General features: G+C 53.0%; 10 protein-coding genes. 3 read left to right on the forward strand and 7 right to left on the reverse strand.

All coding sequences use genetic code 11. From position 1 onward, the window contains the following. Positions 1 to 71: 71 nt before the first annotated feature. The 6 genes from LC073_RS11680 to LC073_RS11705 all read right to left on the reverse strand — a co-directional run bounded on the left by LC073_RS11680 (position 72) and on the right by LC073_RS11705 (position 7,347). On the reverse strand, positions 72 to 1,778 hold the full coding sequence (locus LC073_RS11680; protein ID WP_226647216.1) for a BatD family protein: 1,707 nt from the start codon (positions 1,776 to 1,778) through the stop codon (positions 72 to 74). A 64-nt stretch (positions 1,779 to 1,842) separates the two neighbouring features. Continuing rightward, positions 1,843 to 3,720, reverse strand: a complete 1,878-nt coding sequence (locus tag LC073_RS11685) for a VWA domain-containing protein (RefSeq protein WP_226647218.1) — start codon at positions 3,718 to 3,720, stop codon at positions 1,843 to 1,845. Then, positions 3,717 to 4,757, reverse strand: a complete 1,041-nt coding sequence (locus LC073_RS11690; protein ID WP_226647220.1) for a vWA domain-containing protein — start codon at positions 4,755 to 4,757, stop codon at positions 3,717 to 3,719. The genes LC073_RS11685 and LC073_RS11690 overlap by 4 nt, the downstream gene beginning before the upstream one ends. Next, positions 4,750 to 5,301, reverse strand: coding sequence for a DUF4381 domain-containing protein (locus LC073_RS11695; RefSeq protein ID WP_226647222.1), 552 nt, complete (start codon positions 5,299 to 5,301; stop codon positions 4,750 to 4,752). The genes LC073_RS11690 and LC073_RS11695 overlap by 8 nt, the downstream gene beginning before the upstream one ends. Before the next feature lie 103 nt (positions 5,302 to 5,404). Next, positions 5,405 to 6,376: a DUF58 domain-containing protein gene (locus LC073_RS11700; protein ID WP_226647224.1), complete on the reverse strand. Its 972-nt coding sequence runs from the start codon at positions 6,374 to 6,376 to the stop codon at positions 5,405 to 5,407. After that, positions 6,376 to 7,347: an AAA family ATPase gene (locus tag LC073_RS11705; RefSeq protein WP_226647227.1), complete on the reverse strand. Its 972-nt coding sequence runs from the start codon at positions 7,345 to 7,347 to the stop codon at positions 6,376 to 6,378. The genes LC073_RS11700 and LC073_RS11705 overlap by 1 nt, the downstream gene beginning before the upstream one ends. Positions 7,348 to 7,662: 315 nt before the next feature. Between LC073_RS11705 and LC073_RS11710 the strand changes: the two genes are divergently transcribed. Further along, positions 7,663 to 12,579 carry an NAD-glutamate dehydrogenase gene (locus tag LC073_RS11710; RefSeq protein WP_226647472.1) on the forward strand — a complete coding sequence of 1,639 codons (4,917 nt, stop codon included), beginning with the start codon at positions 7,663 to 7,665 and terminating at the stop codon, positions 12,577 to 12,579. A gap of 125 nt (positions 12,580 to 12,704) precedes the next feature. After that, complete coding sequence (locus LC073_RS11715) at positions 12,705 to 13,742, forward strand: quinone-dependent dihydroorotate dehydrogenase (RefSeq protein WP_226647243.1); 1,038 nt, start codon at positions 12,705 to 12,707, stop codon at positions 13,740 to 13,742. Between the two features lie 131 nt (positions 13,743 to 13,873). Here the strand turns inward: LC073_RS11715 and rmf are convergent, their stop codons facing one another. Then, complete coding sequence (rmf, locus tag LC073_RS11720; RefSeq protein WP_152453232.1) at positions 13,874 to 14,125, reverse strand: ribosome modulation factor; 252 nt, start codon at positions 14,123 to 14,125, stop codon at positions 13,874 to 13,876. A 423-nt stretch (positions 14,126 to 14,548) separates the two neighbouring features. On the opposite strand from rmf, the gene rlmKL reads away from it, so the two are divergent. Next, positions 14,549 to 16,747 carry a bifunctional 23S rRNA (guanine(2069)-N(7))-methyltransferase RlmK/23S rRNA (guanine(2445)-N(2))-methyltransferase RlmL gene (gene rlmKL / locus LC073_RS11725; RefSeq protein ID WP_226647245.1) on the forward strand — a complete coding sequence of 733 codons (2,199 nt, stop codon included), beginning with the start codon at positions 14,549 to 14,551 and terminating at the stop codon, positions 16,745 to 16,747. The last annotated feature ends 19 nt before the right edge of the window (positions 16,748 to 16,766 follow it).

Below are 16,766 nucleotides of genomic sequence, written 5' to 3' on the forward strand. Positions count from 1 at the left end.
GAGATTGGGCTTGACCTGTTAAATCGACAACAGGGAGTCGGTAATTGTCAGGTCAAGCCTACTGCTAAAAATCAGGTGAATAGTTTCGGTAACTCCCCGCCTTCCAAGGATTCAGTCATATCACCTTCTCGACTCATCAACCTATCAGTCAGAACCTTCACCTTCACAATATTTAGCGGCTTTACTGGTTCTTGATAGATGGCTGCACTGAGCAGCGACTGAATTTCCTCTAACTCCTCAAAACCCAATTGATGTGCAATCTCACTTAAATTATTACCGTTTACATGAGGCCAGCGTTGCTGTAGCCAGTCGAGTAAGGCTTGTTGAATGTGTCTGGGGTCTTCACTTTCAACAGCCTTCTTTAACTTGACTTCTTGGTGCATTTTCTTTGCTGACTTTGCCTCAACTGCAGGTTTCTTTGGACGCTGTTGGCGATACCGGTAGAAGTAGAAAACCCACAGTAGATGGGAGGCAAGGGCGGCGATAGCCAGGTTGCGCCAGAAATGATCCTGTTCCTCCAGGGTTTTAGTGCCGGGTACAAGGGTTGGTAGATTTCCCGGTTCTTGCGTTTGTGGTGCGGCTGCAGCAGTGCCGCTGACCTTAAAGCGGAAAGCGGGAAGTTGGGTGGCACGCTGTTTTTTGCTCTTGGTATCCCACCAAGTGAGTGTTACAGCGGGCAGCTGATAATCGCCGGGCTGGGTGGCGACGATTGCGGTGGTTTCTATACGGCTGCCGGTAACGCCATTAGGGCCTATCTGATCTTCCTGTTGTGGTTGGTCTGGGTAGGTTTTAAGGCCTTCAATATCCAGCTTGGGGAGAGGTGGTAGTTGGGCCGCACGCAGGCCTTCGGCTCGTATGGTAAGAATCCGGGTAATAGGCTCGCCTACGGTAAAGGTATCCGGGTCTTGGCTCCAGCTTTGCACGATTCCCAGGCTTGCGGCAGGCAGCCAGTGGGCACCGCTATAGCTGTCAGGCTTGGGAAGAACCTCGATGGTTTTTGCCTGGGAGCGCAAGCGTAGCCTCTGGCTGTTGCGATTGAACAGTGAGAAGGGGTCTCGGCGCCCGGCAACGGCGACATAAGTCAATGCGGGAATAGAGAGTTGGCCAGAGCTATCGGGAAAGATGGCGTAAGTCAGTTCGTATACGGCATGACTGACGCCATCGAGTTTGCGCTCATAGCGCTGCTCATCGACCTTTTCTACATGGGCACCGGCCACTTGTAATGGTTCGGTGGCGATATCGTGCAGGCCGATCGTTGTGTACAGGCGTACTTTAACTAGTAGCTGCTCTTGTACGTAGACTTTGTCTTTATCTAATTCGATCTCCAGAAAAGCCTTGCGATCAGAGCCATTATTGGGGGCACTGCCGGCCTCACTCACTTTTATGGGGATCGCATCTGAAACTTGCCCTTTATAGTGCAATGAAGGAATAAATAACTCTCCTTCCCGCTTTGGTGCCAGCGTGAGCATCCATTCGACAAAGCTCTCCGCACGACCATTAATGACCCGGTATTGGTTGGATTGTTGACGAGAGAGGATGTCAAAATCCTGCTCCAGTAATTCGAAGTCGGGCTGGCCGCCATTCTCATCACCGGAGTAGCGCACGCGCAAATTCAGGGTTTCATCGATACCAATTTTATTGCGATCCACACTGGCATTGAGATCACTGGCCCAGCTGCTGGCGGGCAGGCAAAAGAGAGCCAGTAAAAATAGCAGGCAGTGAAGTCCTGAAAGATCTAGTGGGCGAGATAATTTATGGTCCTTAAAAAAGCTATCCATAAGCCTTCCTGAAGTTTGGTCACATCTAAAAACAGAGGTCATGTTTTGCATTGTGGGTATCTATCTACCACCTTTGGGTAGCGCCGTTTTCAGGGGGTTCCCACTCGCCACTGCGATAGGCACGCCGCCTCTGCAAGCTTTCGTATTTGAATTTTTCCCGCATTAAGCCGGCGGGGTCATCGGGAATTTGTCGTAGCCATTGGTCCAGGGCCTGCTGGGTTTCTGGGTCCAGTTGGCGCTCCTCGGCGCCGGCAGGTTGGGGCTCCCCTTGCTGTTGTTTTTGCTCTTCTCCACCCTGTTGGGCTTGTCGAGACTGCTGCTCCTGCTCATTTTGTTGCTGCTCAGCATCCGCAGGCTGCTGTTCGGCTGATTGATCCTGCTCCTGGCCGGATTCTTGCTCGGAGGGCTGGGGTTCGCCAGAGGAGGGCTGTTCCTGGTTCTCCTGCTGTTGATTCTGTTGATTTTGCTGTTGGTTGCCGGCCTGCTGCTCCTGTTGCTGATCCTGCTTGTCTTGTTGTTCTTGTTGATCACTGGATTGCTGTTGATTTTGTTGCTGCTGGCGCTTTTGAAGCTCTTTGAGCTTCTCGGCAATTTCTCGGTTGTGTTGCGCATCGGCGAATTGGGGTGCTTGAGCTAGAGCTTGGTCATAGGCCTCAATGGCGCGCTCATAGTCGCCCTGTTGCACTAGGGTATTGCCCAGGTTGTATTGTCCCTGTGCATCATTTGACAGGGCAAAGTCCTGCTGAGCAGCGGCATAATCACCGGCGCGATAATTTGCGGTGCCGCGCCATTCCGGGTTGCGAAAGGTTTCTGCGGCTTCGGCAGACTCACCTTTGTTGAATAATTCCTGGCCCTGTTGATCTTTGCGTTGCCAAAGATCCTTCCACTCTAAAGCCTGGCTTTCACTCGGAAGTCCCAAGGTTAGCGCTAGGGGCAGAGTGCAGGCGAGAGCGCCACGGCGAAACAGCAAGGTAGCAAATGGCAGAAGGAGTAGGACCAATAGGGGGCCTTCATCGCGCCATTGGTCAAATTCTCGCTCGGTTAATTCGGCCTGCTCGGGGCTTTCACTTTGCGGGAGTAGGTGCTCTATGTCGGTGTCGTTGACGGTAATCTTGGCGTAACGGCCGCCGCTTCCTCTAGCCAGCTTGCGCAGTTCCCGTGGGTCAAAATTGGAAATCACAATTGCGCCATTACTGTCTGTGACGAAGCCTCCGCTATTGCCGCGGGGGATTGGACTTCCTTCGCCACTACCCACAGCGAGAATGTTGAGTTCAACTCCAGCCTCGGCGAGGGATTTGGCGACTATATCCGCGGCCGCAGGCTCAATGCCGTCTGTGACGGCGAGCAGTTGCCCGCGCCCAGCAGAGCCATCCTTGAGTAGGCGAATACCAGTTTGCACAGCCATTTCAATGTTGCTGCCGGGTACCGGCATAATGGCAGGCGATAATGCGGGAACCAAGTTGGCGATAGTGGCGGTATCTTCTGTCAGTGGTGTGACCACATGAGCTTCGCCTGCATAGGCGACCAGGGCGGTCAGTCCGTCCTTGCGTTCGCGAAGAATATCCAGAATTTTTAATCTGGCGCGGGTGAGACGATTGGGCGAGAGATCAGTTGCCATCATGGAGGGAGACAGATCCAATAAAATCACCAAGGCGTCTTGATTGCTGTAGACCGGAGTTGGCAGTTTCCTCCAAGAAGGTCCCGCCATAGCGATAATCATAGTGGCGAGTAACGCAAAAATTAGCCCGAATAACCAGGGGCGCTTGGCGCCGCCGCGCATTAAAAGGTGGGGTAACAAATCTGCATCAATCACCTTTTGCAGTTGGGCATTGTTTAGAACGATCTTGCCCAAGCCCCAACAAATGAGGGCTGCGGGAATTAATAACCATAGCCAGTAGGGGCGGAGAAAATGAAACGAGTGGAGTAGCTCAGGGGTGTTCACTGTGCCTGGCCTCCGTTAGTGGTAGCTTGTTTATTGCCGTTGCTGGAAAATCTGAAATTAGAGGTGAGTGGGGCCACTGCCCAGATGGCGGACAGGAGTAGGGCTATTCCAAGTGGCCATACAAATAGGGACTTTAGCGGGCGGTAGCTTTCTGCTTCCTGCTCTACGGGTTCCAGTTCATCTAATTCCGAATAAATCTCTGCCAGTTCCTGGGGGTTATGGGCGCGGAAATAGCGGCCCCCAGTTGTATCGGCAATTGCCTGCAGGGTTTTGCTGTCGAGATCCCTGGAGGGGTTAATTCTTCGGCTGCCATAGCGGCTGCCCAATAAACCCGGTTGAACCATTTCTTCGGCACCAACACCGATGGTGTAGACAGTGATGCCCGCTTGCTGTGCCAGCTCGGCGGCTTTTAGCGGGGAGACCTCGCCGGCAGTGTTGGCGCCATCGGTGAGCAGGATTAGCACACGCTGCTCGGCGGGACGCTGGGTTAGGCGCTTAACAGATAGACCGATAGCATCCCCGATGGCGGTACCCTGGCCGGCGAATCCGATTTGGGCTTCGCGCAATAGGGTTCCTACAGTTTCCCGGTCGTAGGTCAGTGGCGCCTGAAGATAGGCGCGGGTGCCGAAAAGCACCAGGCCCAGGCGATCGCCCTGGCGCCTCTCTACGAAGTCCCCCACCACCTGTTTGACCGCATTAATACGCATCGCTGGGCGCCCGCCCAGGAGCATGTCGGGAGTCTCCATACTGCCGGATATATCTACCGCAACCAATAGGTCCCTTGCGCTACTGGCTTGGGAAATCGGTTCTCCATACCATCGAGGTCTTGCAGCGGCACAGATCAGCAGTAGCCAAATCAGAGTGAGTAACATTAAATTGAGGTAGTTGCTTTGCTCCCCACCGCCGCGCTGAGAGAGCTCAGAGTAGAAGGGTACTTTCAAGGCGCTGCTTAAAGGCTTTGAGCGGGGCAGTAGCCACCGCGCGAGCAGTGGCAGAGGAACTAGTAGGAAAATCCATGGCCAGGCAAACTCAAACACCGGCATGCTCCTTACTAACTTGTGGCTCGGAGTCTTGCGCCGTTAACTGGTGCTGCAGGACCCATTGAATAGCGTATTGGCGAAAAGCCTCGCTGTTCTCTGGCTTGGAAGAGCCGCGATAAAGTTGTTCGAGCAACGCTTCCCGTGCCTCGTCAGGACATTTCAGGGAAGCGCTGCCTTCTAAAAAACTCAACCATGCGCTACCGGTGAGATTGCCACAGTGCGCTCTGCTAAAAGTGGTTACAGCAACGCGTTTAAGAATTTCGTTGATCTCCCCAGTCGCTTCAGACTGGCTTACATCTACCGCATTTAATAAAGCAATTGCTTCAATTTTGTAGCGATTGCGTTCGGCCTGCTTGCGACGATGTCTGATCCACAGGGCGATTCCAAGCAAAGATAAAAGTATCAATAAAGCGAGTAGCCACCAGCCAGGCGCGGGTGGCCACCAGCTCACTGGAGCTGGTTCCTGGATATCGTGTAGTTGGGCCAGTAACTCCTGGGCCTCGGGTGAGGGGGACTGCAGTTGCTGTTGCTTTCTCAGCATGGTTGCCCCTCAACTATGGTTAATATTTTGTTGGCAGCGCCAGTCGCTCCAATTAAATAAAACCTACCAAGTGAAAATTCAGTGTGTACCCTATCACTCACGGCTACTGCCTTTTATTTTTATGCCAACCGTTTTGTTGGCGTGAACCGTAAAAAGACATTAATTCCCCGACAAGGGGCTTTGTATTGTCAAAATCCAACAACGGAAGTCGATGTCGACGGCATAATTGTTCAACGTCGGCGCGGGCCTGAGCCTGCTTTTCTGCAAAATGCTCACGCAGAGGGCGGTTGCCTGCGTACAAAAATGTGCGCTGCCGGCCATCCGAAATTGTCAGAGATTGATCGGGCAAATGCTTTTCCAGTGGATCAGTTATACGCAGTACCTGTAAATCCGCATGCCTCGACAGCAAATATAATGACTGTGAGCATTGCTGATTCAGGTCATGACAATCACTAATAAGAAAAAGCGCACTGCCGGGGCGGGCGATACGGCGGGCCTCCTCCAATAGAGTCTGCATGGATTGACTGCCATTCTCAGCGATAGGGCTCTGTAATTTGGATGCCCTGTCCACTGCGCTGTGAATCATCGCCAGTACGGCGTGGTGGCTGCGCTTAGGGCGCACAGTGTCTATGTCGTTATCAGAAAAGAGCAGGGCGCCGATACGGTCGCTGTGTTGCAACCCAGCCCAGCCCAGTGCGGCGGCAATGCCACTTGCCGCAACAGACTTGAAGGCGCGATGGCTGCCGAAAAACATCGGTGAGCGCAAGTCGAGCAGGATAACAATGGGCCTCTCCCGCTCCTCCTGATACAACTTGGTATGGGTTGTGCCAGTGCGCGCAGTTACACGCCAGTCGATAGAGCGCACGTCGTCGCCAGCTTGGTAATCCCGTACTTCCTCGAAATTCATCCCGCGCCCACGATAGCGGGTAAGGAGGTTGCCAGCCTGGTCGCTGCGTACTAGGCGAGGTTTGAAGAGCTGTAACTGACGCGCAACATAGCGCATTTGCACCAGTGAATTCACTTCAGGATAAGCGCCGCGCAGGTCCAGTTCTGATGGCGGTGTTGCGGTGTGCATCAGATAGCCGGCACCTGTTGCAGCAGGCGTTGAATAACCTGATCTGTGGTAATGCCTGCGGCTTCGGCCTCAAAGCTGAGCAGCAGGCGATGGCGTAAAATATCCGGAGCAACATCCATGACATCATCAGGGGTCACAAAATCGCGGCCGGCTAGCCAGGCGCGTGCGCGGGCACAGCGGTCGAGTGCAATTGTTGCCCTTGGACTTGCACCAAAATCTAGCCATGATGCCAGCTCGCTGTCATACTTCGCCGGCTCGCGCGTAGCAATGACAAGTTGGACAGTATAGGTTTCCACGGCTTCGACCATCTGCATTTCCAGAATCTGGTTGCGGGCCTGAAAAATGGTTTCCTGGCTGATAATTTCGGTAGGGCGATTTTCGCCAAGGGTGGCCTCGGATCTGGCCAGGCGCAGGATTTTTGCTTCCGCCTCGGCATCTGGGTAGGCAAGATTCACCTGCATGAGGAACCTATCCAACTGAGCCTCAGGTAGAGGATAAGTCCCCTCTTGCTCAATGGGGTTTTGCGTGGCCATCACTAAGAATAATTGCGGCAGCGGATAGGTTTTTCGCCCCACGCTAATTTGCCGCTCGGCCATAGCCTCCAAAAGTGCCGATTGCACTTTCGCGGGCGCACGGTTTATCTCATCCGCCAGGATCAGGTTGTGAAAGACTGGTCCGGGTTGAAAATGGAACTCTCCGGTTTCCGGCCGGTAAATGTCGGTACCGGTAATATCAGCCGGTAGCAAGTCTGGCGTGAATTGAACTCGATGGAAGTCACCCTCAATAGCTTCGCCCAGTGTTTTGATTGCCTTGGTTTTGGCCAGGCCCGGAGCCCCCTCTACGAGCAGGTGTCCATCGGCAAGCAGAGCGATCAGAATACGATTAACCAGTGTCTCCTGGCCGATGATCTGTTTCTCCAGCCAGTCGCCCAAGGCGGTGATGTGATCTCTGATATTCCGGTTTGCTTCCATAGCGTCTCTTCTTCTGTAAATGTGCCCGCCCAATTAGTACGGGTGGCTATCTACCATCTTTTATATATAGTCGCCGCCAAAGCGGCGAGGCTTGTTGATTTTAGCGGCGCCACTGGAAGAGGCAACCACCGAATACTCGCCCACTTTTTAGGCGACATTCTTGGGGTGGCGCTGGTGCCACTCACAAGGTTAATTGAAAGTTTAATTTTTTGGACTCGCCCCTGCAGCACTTCAGGGATGAGATGACGATCTTTTCGGATCTACAGTCATAGGATTCGATGTGACAAAAATGAGATTGGGAGGTTCCCCGTGAATATGGCGACGGTGATTACCGACAGCCGTGAAGAGTTAGTGGCACAGATTTGTGAGCTGATTCGCGATAAGTTGTCATCTGATGCAGAGCCGGTGGTGGCTTTTGCGCAGCAGTTTCTGCACCAGTATCCACTGGAAGACCTGCAGGGCCGACGTCTGGTAGATATCTACGGCTGTATCTACACCTGGTGGAACTATATACAGCAGCGCTCTGATGGCCTGCCCAAAGTAAGAATCTTCAACCCGCGTCTGGAAGATGATGGTTGGGAGTGCTCGCATACGGTAATTGGGCTACTGGTACGGGATATGCCTTTCCTGGTGGACTCTGTGCGCATGGAGGTCAACCAGAGAAATACGGTTATTCACTCGATTAAGAGTACCGTGTTGCAACTCGAGCGCAGTGCCAGTGGCAAGTTAAAACGTCTGTTGCCACCAAGGGATGAAATTCCCAATCTGACTTTCGAACATATTACGGCTAAGCATCATAAGCCCGCCAAGGGAGCGAAGTTAGTCAGTGAGGCCCTCATTTATATCGAGGTCAACCATGACACTTCGGCGAAGTTTGCCTCGGAACTCAGTGCGGCCCTGAAAGATGTTCTCGGCGACGTTGAGCTGGTGGTCGATGACTACGCGCCTATGCTCGAGACCTGTGGCGGCATGGAAGGGCAGTTGAAAGCCGGGGTTTCCGAAGACGATACCAATCTCCTGGAGGCCTGTGCGTTTTTACAGTGGATGCGCGACGGCAACTTTACTTTCCTTGGCTACCGGGAGTATGAGTTCAGTCAGGCCGGTGACAAGAAAATTCTCAGTGAGGTGGAAGATCGTCGCCTCGGCATCTTCAAAAAGCTAGAAGAAGCAGCGGCGCCTATGCCTGAAACTGCTTTTAGCGAAGGCAAGCAGCGCTTTTACCAGGGGCCTAATTACCTGACTTTTGCCAAGTCCTCGGTGAAGTCCCGCGTGCATCGCAGTGCCTACTCAGATTATGTCATGATCAAGCGCTACAACGCTGAGGGCGAGGTGATTGGTGAGTCCGCCTTTATGGGTCTCTATACCTCACCAGTCTACACGGAGAGTCCGGCTAAAATCCCCATCATCCGGCGCAAGATGGCCTCAATTATTGAGTCCAGTGGTCTTTCTGGTTACGGGCACGATGGTAAGGCGCTGCGCCGTATTCTGGATACCTTCCCCCGCGATGAATTGTTCCAGAGCAGTACCCAGGAACTCTTTGATGTTGTGATGGGAGTACTCAGCCTGAATGAGCGCGCCCATGTCCGCCTGTTTATGCGCAGAGACCTTTTTGGAAAATTTGTTACAGCCACTGTGTATGTTCCCCGGGATCAGTTCAGCAGTAGCGTACGCGAGCTGATTTGTTCTCATATCTCTAAGGCAATCAAGGCGAAAGAGTCCGATTTCACCACCTATTTTTCTGAATCCATTCTCGCGCGCGTGCACTTTGTTTTCCGCATCTCGCCCGATGAGCCTGTCGATATAGACGTAGCGCTGCTGGAGGCGCAGATTGTGGATATTACCCGCTCCTGGGAAGATGTTTTTCAAAGATCCTTAGTTGAGAGTAGTGGAGAGGAAGAGGGTAACCGACTCTTCCGAATTTTTGGTCGCGCTTTCCCGGCAGGTTATCGAGAAGATTTTGAGCCGCGCATTGCTGTACAGGATGTGGCGGCTATCCAGGATCTTAATGAGAACAACCGGGTGGCTATGAGTTTTTACCAGCCGTCTGGTGCTGCTCAGGGTAGTTTGCGCTTCAAGGTGTTTAACTGGGGCAATGGCCTGACACTCTCTGATGTGATTCCCGTGTTGGAAAACCTGGGCCTGCGGGTAATCGGAGAATTCCCCTATACCATTCGCCCTTCCGGCAGCGCCGATGTATGGATGCACGAATTCCACTTGGAATTTGGCTTGCCGACGAAAATCGATGCACAGGCATCCCGTGGGCTTTTCCAGGATGCGTTCGCTGCAATCTGGAGCCATACCGCTGAGAGTGATGCCTTTAACCGCTTGGTGTTGGCAGCCCGTTTGAACTGGCGTGAAGTCTCTATGCTGCGTGCCTATGCCCGCTATCTGAAGCAAACAAAGTCCAGTGCAAGCCAGAGCTATATTGCCGCAACTCTGGCTAATCAGGTGGAAATCACACGCAATCTGGTGGCTTTGTTCCGCGCACTGTTTGATCCGCGTTTGAGCAGTGGCAAGCAAGAGCAAACCCGAGTGGAGCGGTTGATTGCCAAAATTCACGACGGCCTGGATGCTGTTGAGAATCTCAACGAAGACCTGGTATTACGTCGTTATCTCGAGTTGATTCTCGCCACTTTGAGGACCAACTTTTTCCAAACAGGAGCCGACGGTCAGCCCAAGGACTATATCTCCATCAAGTTCAGCCCGCGGGATATTCCCGGTATCCCCGAGCCGCGTCCGGAATTTGAGATTTTTGTTTACTCCCCAAGGGTGGAAGGTGTGCACCTGCGTGGTAGCAAGGTGGCCCGTGGTGGCTTGCGCTGGTCGGACCGTCGGGAGGATTTCCGTACAGAGGTCTTGGGTTTGGTAAAAGCTCAGGCGGTAAAAAATGCGGTGATTGTCCCCAGTGGCGCCAAGGGCGGTTTTGTTGTGCGCCGTCCCCCTGCAGATGGCAGCCGCGAAGCCATGCTGGAAGAGGGCATCGCCTGTTACAAAACCTTTATCCGCGGCTTGTTGGATATCACTGATAACCTGAAAAACGGTGAGATAGTTGCGCCCGAGCAAGTGGTGCGCAGGGATGAGGACGATCCCTATCTGGTGGTTGCTGCGGATAAGGGAACAGCGACATTTTCTGATATTGCTAATGGTATTGCTGCGGATTATGGCTTTTGGCTGGGGGATGCCTTTGCCTCGGGTGGTAGCCAGGGTTACGACCATAAGAAGATGGGCATTACCGCGCGCGGTGCTTGGGTTTCCGTACAGAGGCACTTCCGTGAGATGGGGGTGGATGTTCAGAAAGAGGACTTCTCTGTAATTGGCATTGGCGATATGGGCGGCGATGTGTTTGGCAACGGTATGCTGTTGTCTGAACATATTCAGCTGAAGGCTGCGTTCAACCATATGCATATTTTCATCGATCCGAATCCCGATGCGGCAAGCAGTTTCGAAGAGCGCAAGCGTCTGTTTGAGCTGCCTCGCTCCAGCTGGACAGATTACGATCACACCCTGATATCTAAGGGCGGCGGTGTCTTCGAGCGTAGGGTGAAAGCGATCAGTATCACGCCGGAGATGAAAGAGGCCTTCGACATCAAGGAAGACCGACTGACGCCCAATGAGCTGATCAGTGCCTTGCTGCGTGCGCCGGTGGATTTGATTTGGAACGGTGGTATCGGTACTTATGTTAAGGCCGGGACGGAAACCGACAGTGAGGTAGGCGACAAATCCAACGACCACTTACGCGTTAATGGCGCAGAGTTGCGCGCTAAAGTTTTTGGTGAGGGTGGTAACCTGGGCATGACTCAGCGTGGGCGTATCGAGTATGCCCTTAACGGTGGCCGCTGTAACACAGACTTTATCGATAACGCCGCGGGCGTGGACTGCTCCGACCATGAGGTGAATATCAAAATTCTCCTCGATAAAGTGGTGGCTAATGGCGATCTCACCGAAAAGCAGCGCAACCAGCTGTTGCACGGCATGACCGACTCGGTGAGCGAACTGGTGCTGCATAATAACTATGATCAGACCCGCGCATTGAGCGTGGCGGAGTACCAGGTCTCCAAACGTCTGGATGAATACCGCCGCACGATTAACACCCTGGAAGATGATGGTCGATTAAAAAGGGCGCTTGAGTTTATTCCCGATAATGAGCAGATTTCTGATCGGGTACACAAGGGGCAGACCCTGACCCGGCCGGAACTCTCCGTTTTGATTTCCTACGTGAAGGTGAAGCTGAAAGAGGAGCTGCAGGAAGCGGAAATTACCGATAATCCCCGCGTGCGTGAAGCGGCTGAATCCGCCTTCCCGGCAGCACTGGTGGAGCGCTACAAGGACCAGGTATACGAGCATCCTCTGTTGCGCCAGATCGTTTCCACCCAGGTGGCCAACGAAATGGTCAACAGCATGGGAATTACCTTTTACAACCGCATCAGCACCGCAACTGGAGCGGACGTTAACGATGTCGCTGCGGCCTATATCAGTGCTCGCGATGTCTACAAGATGGTGGAGTTCCAGCAACAATTGGCCGAGCTGGATTACAAGGTGCCAGCAGAGTTGCAGACCGAACTGCTCAACTCCATGATCGGCCGGGTACGTCGCGCAGCCCGCTGGTTCCTGCGCAATCGCCGCAGTGATTTGGAGCCGGCGCAGAATTGTGCCCTGTTCCAGTCACAGGTGCAGAGAGTGATCAAGGCACTGCCCAAAGTCCTCAGTGGCGCCCCGTTGGGTGAATGGGAGCAGCGTTACCAGAAGCTACTGGAAGCTGGCTTGCCGGAAGATATCGCCTTGCTGTCGGCATCGCCTACCTACCTCTATTCGGCTCTGGGTATTTCTGAGTCTGCCTATGCCAGTGACCGGCCGGTGGAAGAAGTGGCTAAAGTCTACTTCAGCCTCTCCGATGAGCTGAATTTACACTGGTTTGGCAACTTGATTGTGGATCTGCCAGTGGATAGTTTCTGGCAGGCCCAGGCTCGTGAGACCAGTATGGATGACTTGGATAGTCAGCTCGCTACCCTGGCCGTTCATATCCTGCGCCTTGCCAGTGCAGAGAATTTGGACGTAGATAGTGCAATGTCGCGCTGGGGCGCTATTATGGCGCCCGCTATTCAGCGTTGGCACAGTATGATTGCCGAGCTGAAGGCTGCTGCCGTTAGTGATTTTGCGATGTTCACTGTGGCGTTGCGAGAGTTGATGTATCTTGCTCATGCAACGGCCGATCGCGAAACCTTGGCGGAATAGTCCGGTGTAAGCCCGTGAAATAGCTGGGGTGTTCTTCTACTTCCAGTGTTCACGGGCGGCAATGAAACTCTATCCCCGTTCGTTTGTTCCGGGCGAACGGGTTCAGTCCCCACGTAAGGAAAGGTATGTATTCAACTCTGCGTAAAGCTCTGTTTGCGCTCGATCCCGAGCGGGCCCACCACCTCTCTCTGGATGCAATAGGTGCTGCTGAGCGCCTCGGTTTGATGTCTTTTTTCAAGCAGTCAGTGGCGCATGACCCGGTAGAGCTGATGGGACTGACCCTACCGAATCCAGTAGGTCTGGCCGCGGGGCTGGATAAGAATGCCCAGGCATTTAATGGGCTGGGTGCACTTGGCTTTGGATTTGTCGAAGTGGGTACTGTCACTCCCCGCCCGCAGCCGGGCAACCCGCTTCCACGGCTGTTCCGTGTGGAAGAAGCGGACGCCATTATCAACCGTATGGGATTCAATAATCTTGGGGTTGATTACTTGATCGACAGGGTGAAACACCGTCGTTACAAGGGTGTTTTAGGTATTAATGTCGGCAAGAATTTCGATACCCCGGTGGAAAAGGCGGCTGACGATTACCGTCTGTGTATGGAAAAAGTGTATCCCTACGCAGATTACATCACGGCAAATGTCTCATCGCCGAATACCAAGGGGCTGCGGGACCTGCAATTTGGTGAGAGTCTCAATAGGCTACTGGGTAGTATCAAGGACAAGCAGGCGGAGTTGACGCAAAAGACTGACCGATATGTGCCTGTTGCGGTGAAAATTGCGCCTGATATGGAGGGGGATGCCATAGCGCAGATTGCCGAAGCGCTGTGCGAATACAGCATAGATGGTGTTATTGCTACTAATACCACGATCGATAAGTCCTCCGTGGCTAATCTGCCCCATGGTAATGAAGAGGGCGGACTCAGTGGAAAGCCCTTGCAGCAACGCTCTACGGAGGTGATTGCCCAGCTGTCAAAAGCCTTGGACAAGCAGGTGCCTATTATTGGTGTGGGCGGAATCTTCGATGGCGATAGTGCTGCAGAAAAAATTCGTGCTGGCGCAACGGCTGTTCAGGTCTATACCGGGTTTATCTACCGGGGACCGCAATTGGTACGTGAGGCCGTGGAAGCTATTGCGATGGAGCGTCGTCGTTCAACTAGTGAGTAACTGGAAAGTGACTATTTCGCCTCCCGGATGTGAAACGTATCTGCCCATCCGGTTGGGTGGTCGATTGGTTGGTTCTTATTGTTTGTGATGAACTTGCGAAAGGTGCAGGCTTGCCTGCACCTTTCCTCTGACTAAATGGTACTCCAGCCGTCTGGATATTGGATATCGGTAGAAACTGCGCCATAAATTTCCAATTTTTGCGCCTTGGTGGTCCTGTCAAAGCCATTCCAGTAGTCTTCCCGCCCTTCACGCCAGCCGTTTACCCATTCCTGATGTGGGTCGTTTTCGACAAAGGGGCAACTATCAATAGACTTATTGTTCAGGGCTGCCAAATACCCTTTGTAGAAAGCCCTGTCGGCGTGATTGCGTTTTTGGCGTTTCATCTATACGGCACCTCTGCTTGTAGATTTACGGACTGCGGCGCGGCCCGTTGGATGCTTATTGCGGTTTTTCTTGCATCGACAATTAAAGCTTAGCGAATCTTTTCCGCGGATAGCTGTGCGCCTCCATTCGCCTTCCACACTGCAAGAATATGGTGGAGGAGCCGTGATCGGAAAAAGCTGTTTGCGACAGTTTGGGTATTTGCGAAATGCCATCGAAAAGTGAGGGTGACCCTGTAGACATCATCACTATCTGCCATGTGCCATAGGCTCAGCCGTTACAAAGTGGGATAATTGCGCCAGAAAGTTTGGTTTGTAGAGGTGGATACTTCCTCTCGGGTATCCCTTCACAGCTGTTTGAAAATCTGATTCACGCCAAAAGGCGTTGTATATACCCACTTTATGTGGGGTTATCGAGTAAAAGTTTTGACCGACCCATATATTGAAGAATTTAAGTTCACCGCGACCTGCCCGAAAGGATTGGAGAACCTACTTGTCGGGGAGCTGGAGTCCCTGGGTGCCAGTGTCCTTCGGGAGCAGCCTGCGGCAGTGCATTTTGCCGGATCTTTAAAGCTGGCCTACCGCTGTTGTCTCTGGAGTCGTCTAGCCAACCGAATCTTACTGCAACTTGACCAGGTGCGTATTGGCGGTGCTGAAGATCTTTATCGGGCTGTGGCGGCACAAGCCTGGGAGCAACATATTGGCCCCTCGGGCAAGTTATGGCTGCAGTTTTCGGGAACCAACCAAGAGATCCGTAACAGCCAGTTCGGCGCACAAAAAACAAAAGATGCCATCGTCGATCGCTTGCGTGAAAAAACTGGTGCGAGACCCAGTATCGATAAGCAGAATCCAGACTTAACCGTTGCCCTGCGACTGCACCGGGATAATTTGGATATTGCCATAGATCTTAGTGGGGAAAGCCTGCATAAACGGGGCTATAGAACACATATCGGCGCTGCCCCCCTTAAGGAAAATCTGGCGGCAGCCCTTCTGATGCGCACCCGCTGGCCGCAGCTTGCGGAGCAGGGCGGGGCCCTTTTGGACCCCATGTGTGGCTCAGGCACTATTTTGATTGAGGCGGCCATGATGGCTGCAGATATCGCCCCAGGTCTATTCCGCGAAAGCTTTGGTTTTGAGCGCTGGCTCAATCACCAGAGCGATATTTGGAATGAGTTGCGAGAGGAGGCTTTGCAACGTCGCGCCGCAGGTCTAGAAAGACCTCTTCCAGAAATCCGCGGTTACGATGCTGATGCCAGGGTTCTATTCGCCGCCGAAGGTAATATTGCCAGGGCGGGATTGGAGCGTCAGGTCAGGGTGAGCTGTCGGCCGGTAGCGACATTCAAGGTTCCGAGTCACAAAGAGGTCAATGTTGGCTTGGTATTGACTAACCCACCCTATGGTGAGCGCCTTGGAGAACAAGAGGCTCTGCGGGAAACTTACGCGGAGTTGGGGCGGCAGCTGAAGGCGGAATTCCCCGGTTGGCTGGTGGGAATTTTCACCGGTAATCCTGAGTTGGGTTATTCCACCGGGTTGCGCTCCCACAAGCACTATCAACTGTATAACGGCGCAATTCCAAGCCAATTATTGTTGTTTCAAGTGCGCGAACAAAATGAGCAAAGCGAAACCGCGCATAAAGAGCGTAAGCTCTCCCCGGAAGCCGAAATGGTGGCCAATCGCCTGCGGAAGAATCTACGCACCACGGGTAAATGGGCCTCCCGAAGTGGTATTGACTGTTTTAGACTCTACGATGCAGATCTGCCCGAATACGCCGCAGCGGTGGACTTATATCGAACCCTGGATGGGGACCTGTACGCACATCTGCAAGAATACCGGCCGCCGGCCAGTATTGATGAGAGCAAGGCGCGCAATCGGTTAAGAGACTTAATGCGGGCTGTACAATCCGTTCTAGAGTTACCCAGGGGTAGAATCAGTATCAAGGAACGTCGTCGCCACAGCCATAAAAGCGGCCAGAAGGGCACTAGCCAGTATCAAAAGCAGGCTGATGCAGGGTCTACCTTACAAGTGCAAGAGTATGGCGCTGAGTTGGAAGTGGATTTGTGGAGTTACCTGGATACTGGGTTGTTCCTTGACCACCGTCCGGTGAGAAAGCACCTGCGCGAAATGTCCTCCGGGAAAAAGTTTCTGAACCTCTTTTGCTATACCGCGACTGCCACTGTACAAGCGGCTTTGGGTGGCTGTGTGCAGAGCACCAGTGTGGATATGTCCAGAACCTATCAATCTTGGGCCGCACGAAACTTCCGTGCAAATGGTATGGACCCCTATAAGCATCAATTGATAGAGGCGGATTGTCTGCAGTGGCTGGCATCGGCCCAGCAAAACCGTAAAGGCCACTACGACCTGATCTTCCTCGATCCCCCGAGCTTTTCCAATTCGGCCAAGATGCGGGGTGTGCTGGATATTCAGCGCGATCACGCCAATCTGATCAGTCAGTGTATGGCGCTTTTGGCTCCGCAGGGCACTTTGATTTTTTCCAATAATTTGCGCAGCTTTAAAATGGACACGGCAGTTACTGAAGCCTTTGTTGTGCAACCATTGCAGCTGTTGGATAAGGACTTTCAACGCAATCCCAAGATCCACAATGTTTGGGAAATACAGCGAAAGTAAAAGTAACTAGAAGTAGCTG

This window comes from Microbulbifer variabilis (assembly GCF_020524905.1).
GTDB classification, from domain to species: domain Bacteria; phylum Pseudomonadota; class Gammaproteobacteria; order Pseudomonadales; family Cellvibrionaceae; genus Microbulbifer; species Microbulbifer variabilis_A.

What these genes read in the sequence shown, in the direction of transcription:
- LC073_RS11695 (WP_226647222.1), bottom strand. Translation starts at nt 5,301, where the DNA reads ATGCTGAGAAAGCAACAGCAACTGCAGTCCCCCTCACCCGAGGCCCAG.
- rmf (WP_152453232.1), bottom strand. Translation starts at nt 14,125, where the DNA reads ATGAAACGCCAAAAACGCAATCACGCCGACAGGGCTTTCTACAAAGGG.
- LC073_RS11705 (WP_226647227.1), bottom strand. Translation starts at nt 7,347, where the DNA reads ATGGAAGCAAACCGGAATATCAGAGATCACATCACCGCCTTGGGCGAC.
- LC073_RS11710 (WP_226647472.1), top strand. Translation starts at nt 7,663, where the DNA reads ATGGCGACGGTGATTACCGACAGCCGTGAAGAGTTAGTGGCACAGATT.
- LC073_RS11715 (WP_226647243.1), top strand. Translation starts at nt 12,705, where the DNA reads ATGTATTCAACTCTGCGTAAAGCTCTGTTTGCGCTCGATCCCGAGCGG.
- LC073_RS11680 (WP_226647216.1), bottom strand. Translation starts at nt 1,778, where the DNA reads ATGGATAGCTTTTTTAAGGACCATAAATTATCTCGCCCACTAGATCTT.
- LC073_RS11700 (WP_226647224.1), bottom strand. Translation starts at nt 6,376, where the DNA reads ATGCACACCGCAACACCGCCATCAGAACTGGACCTGCGCGGCGCTTAT.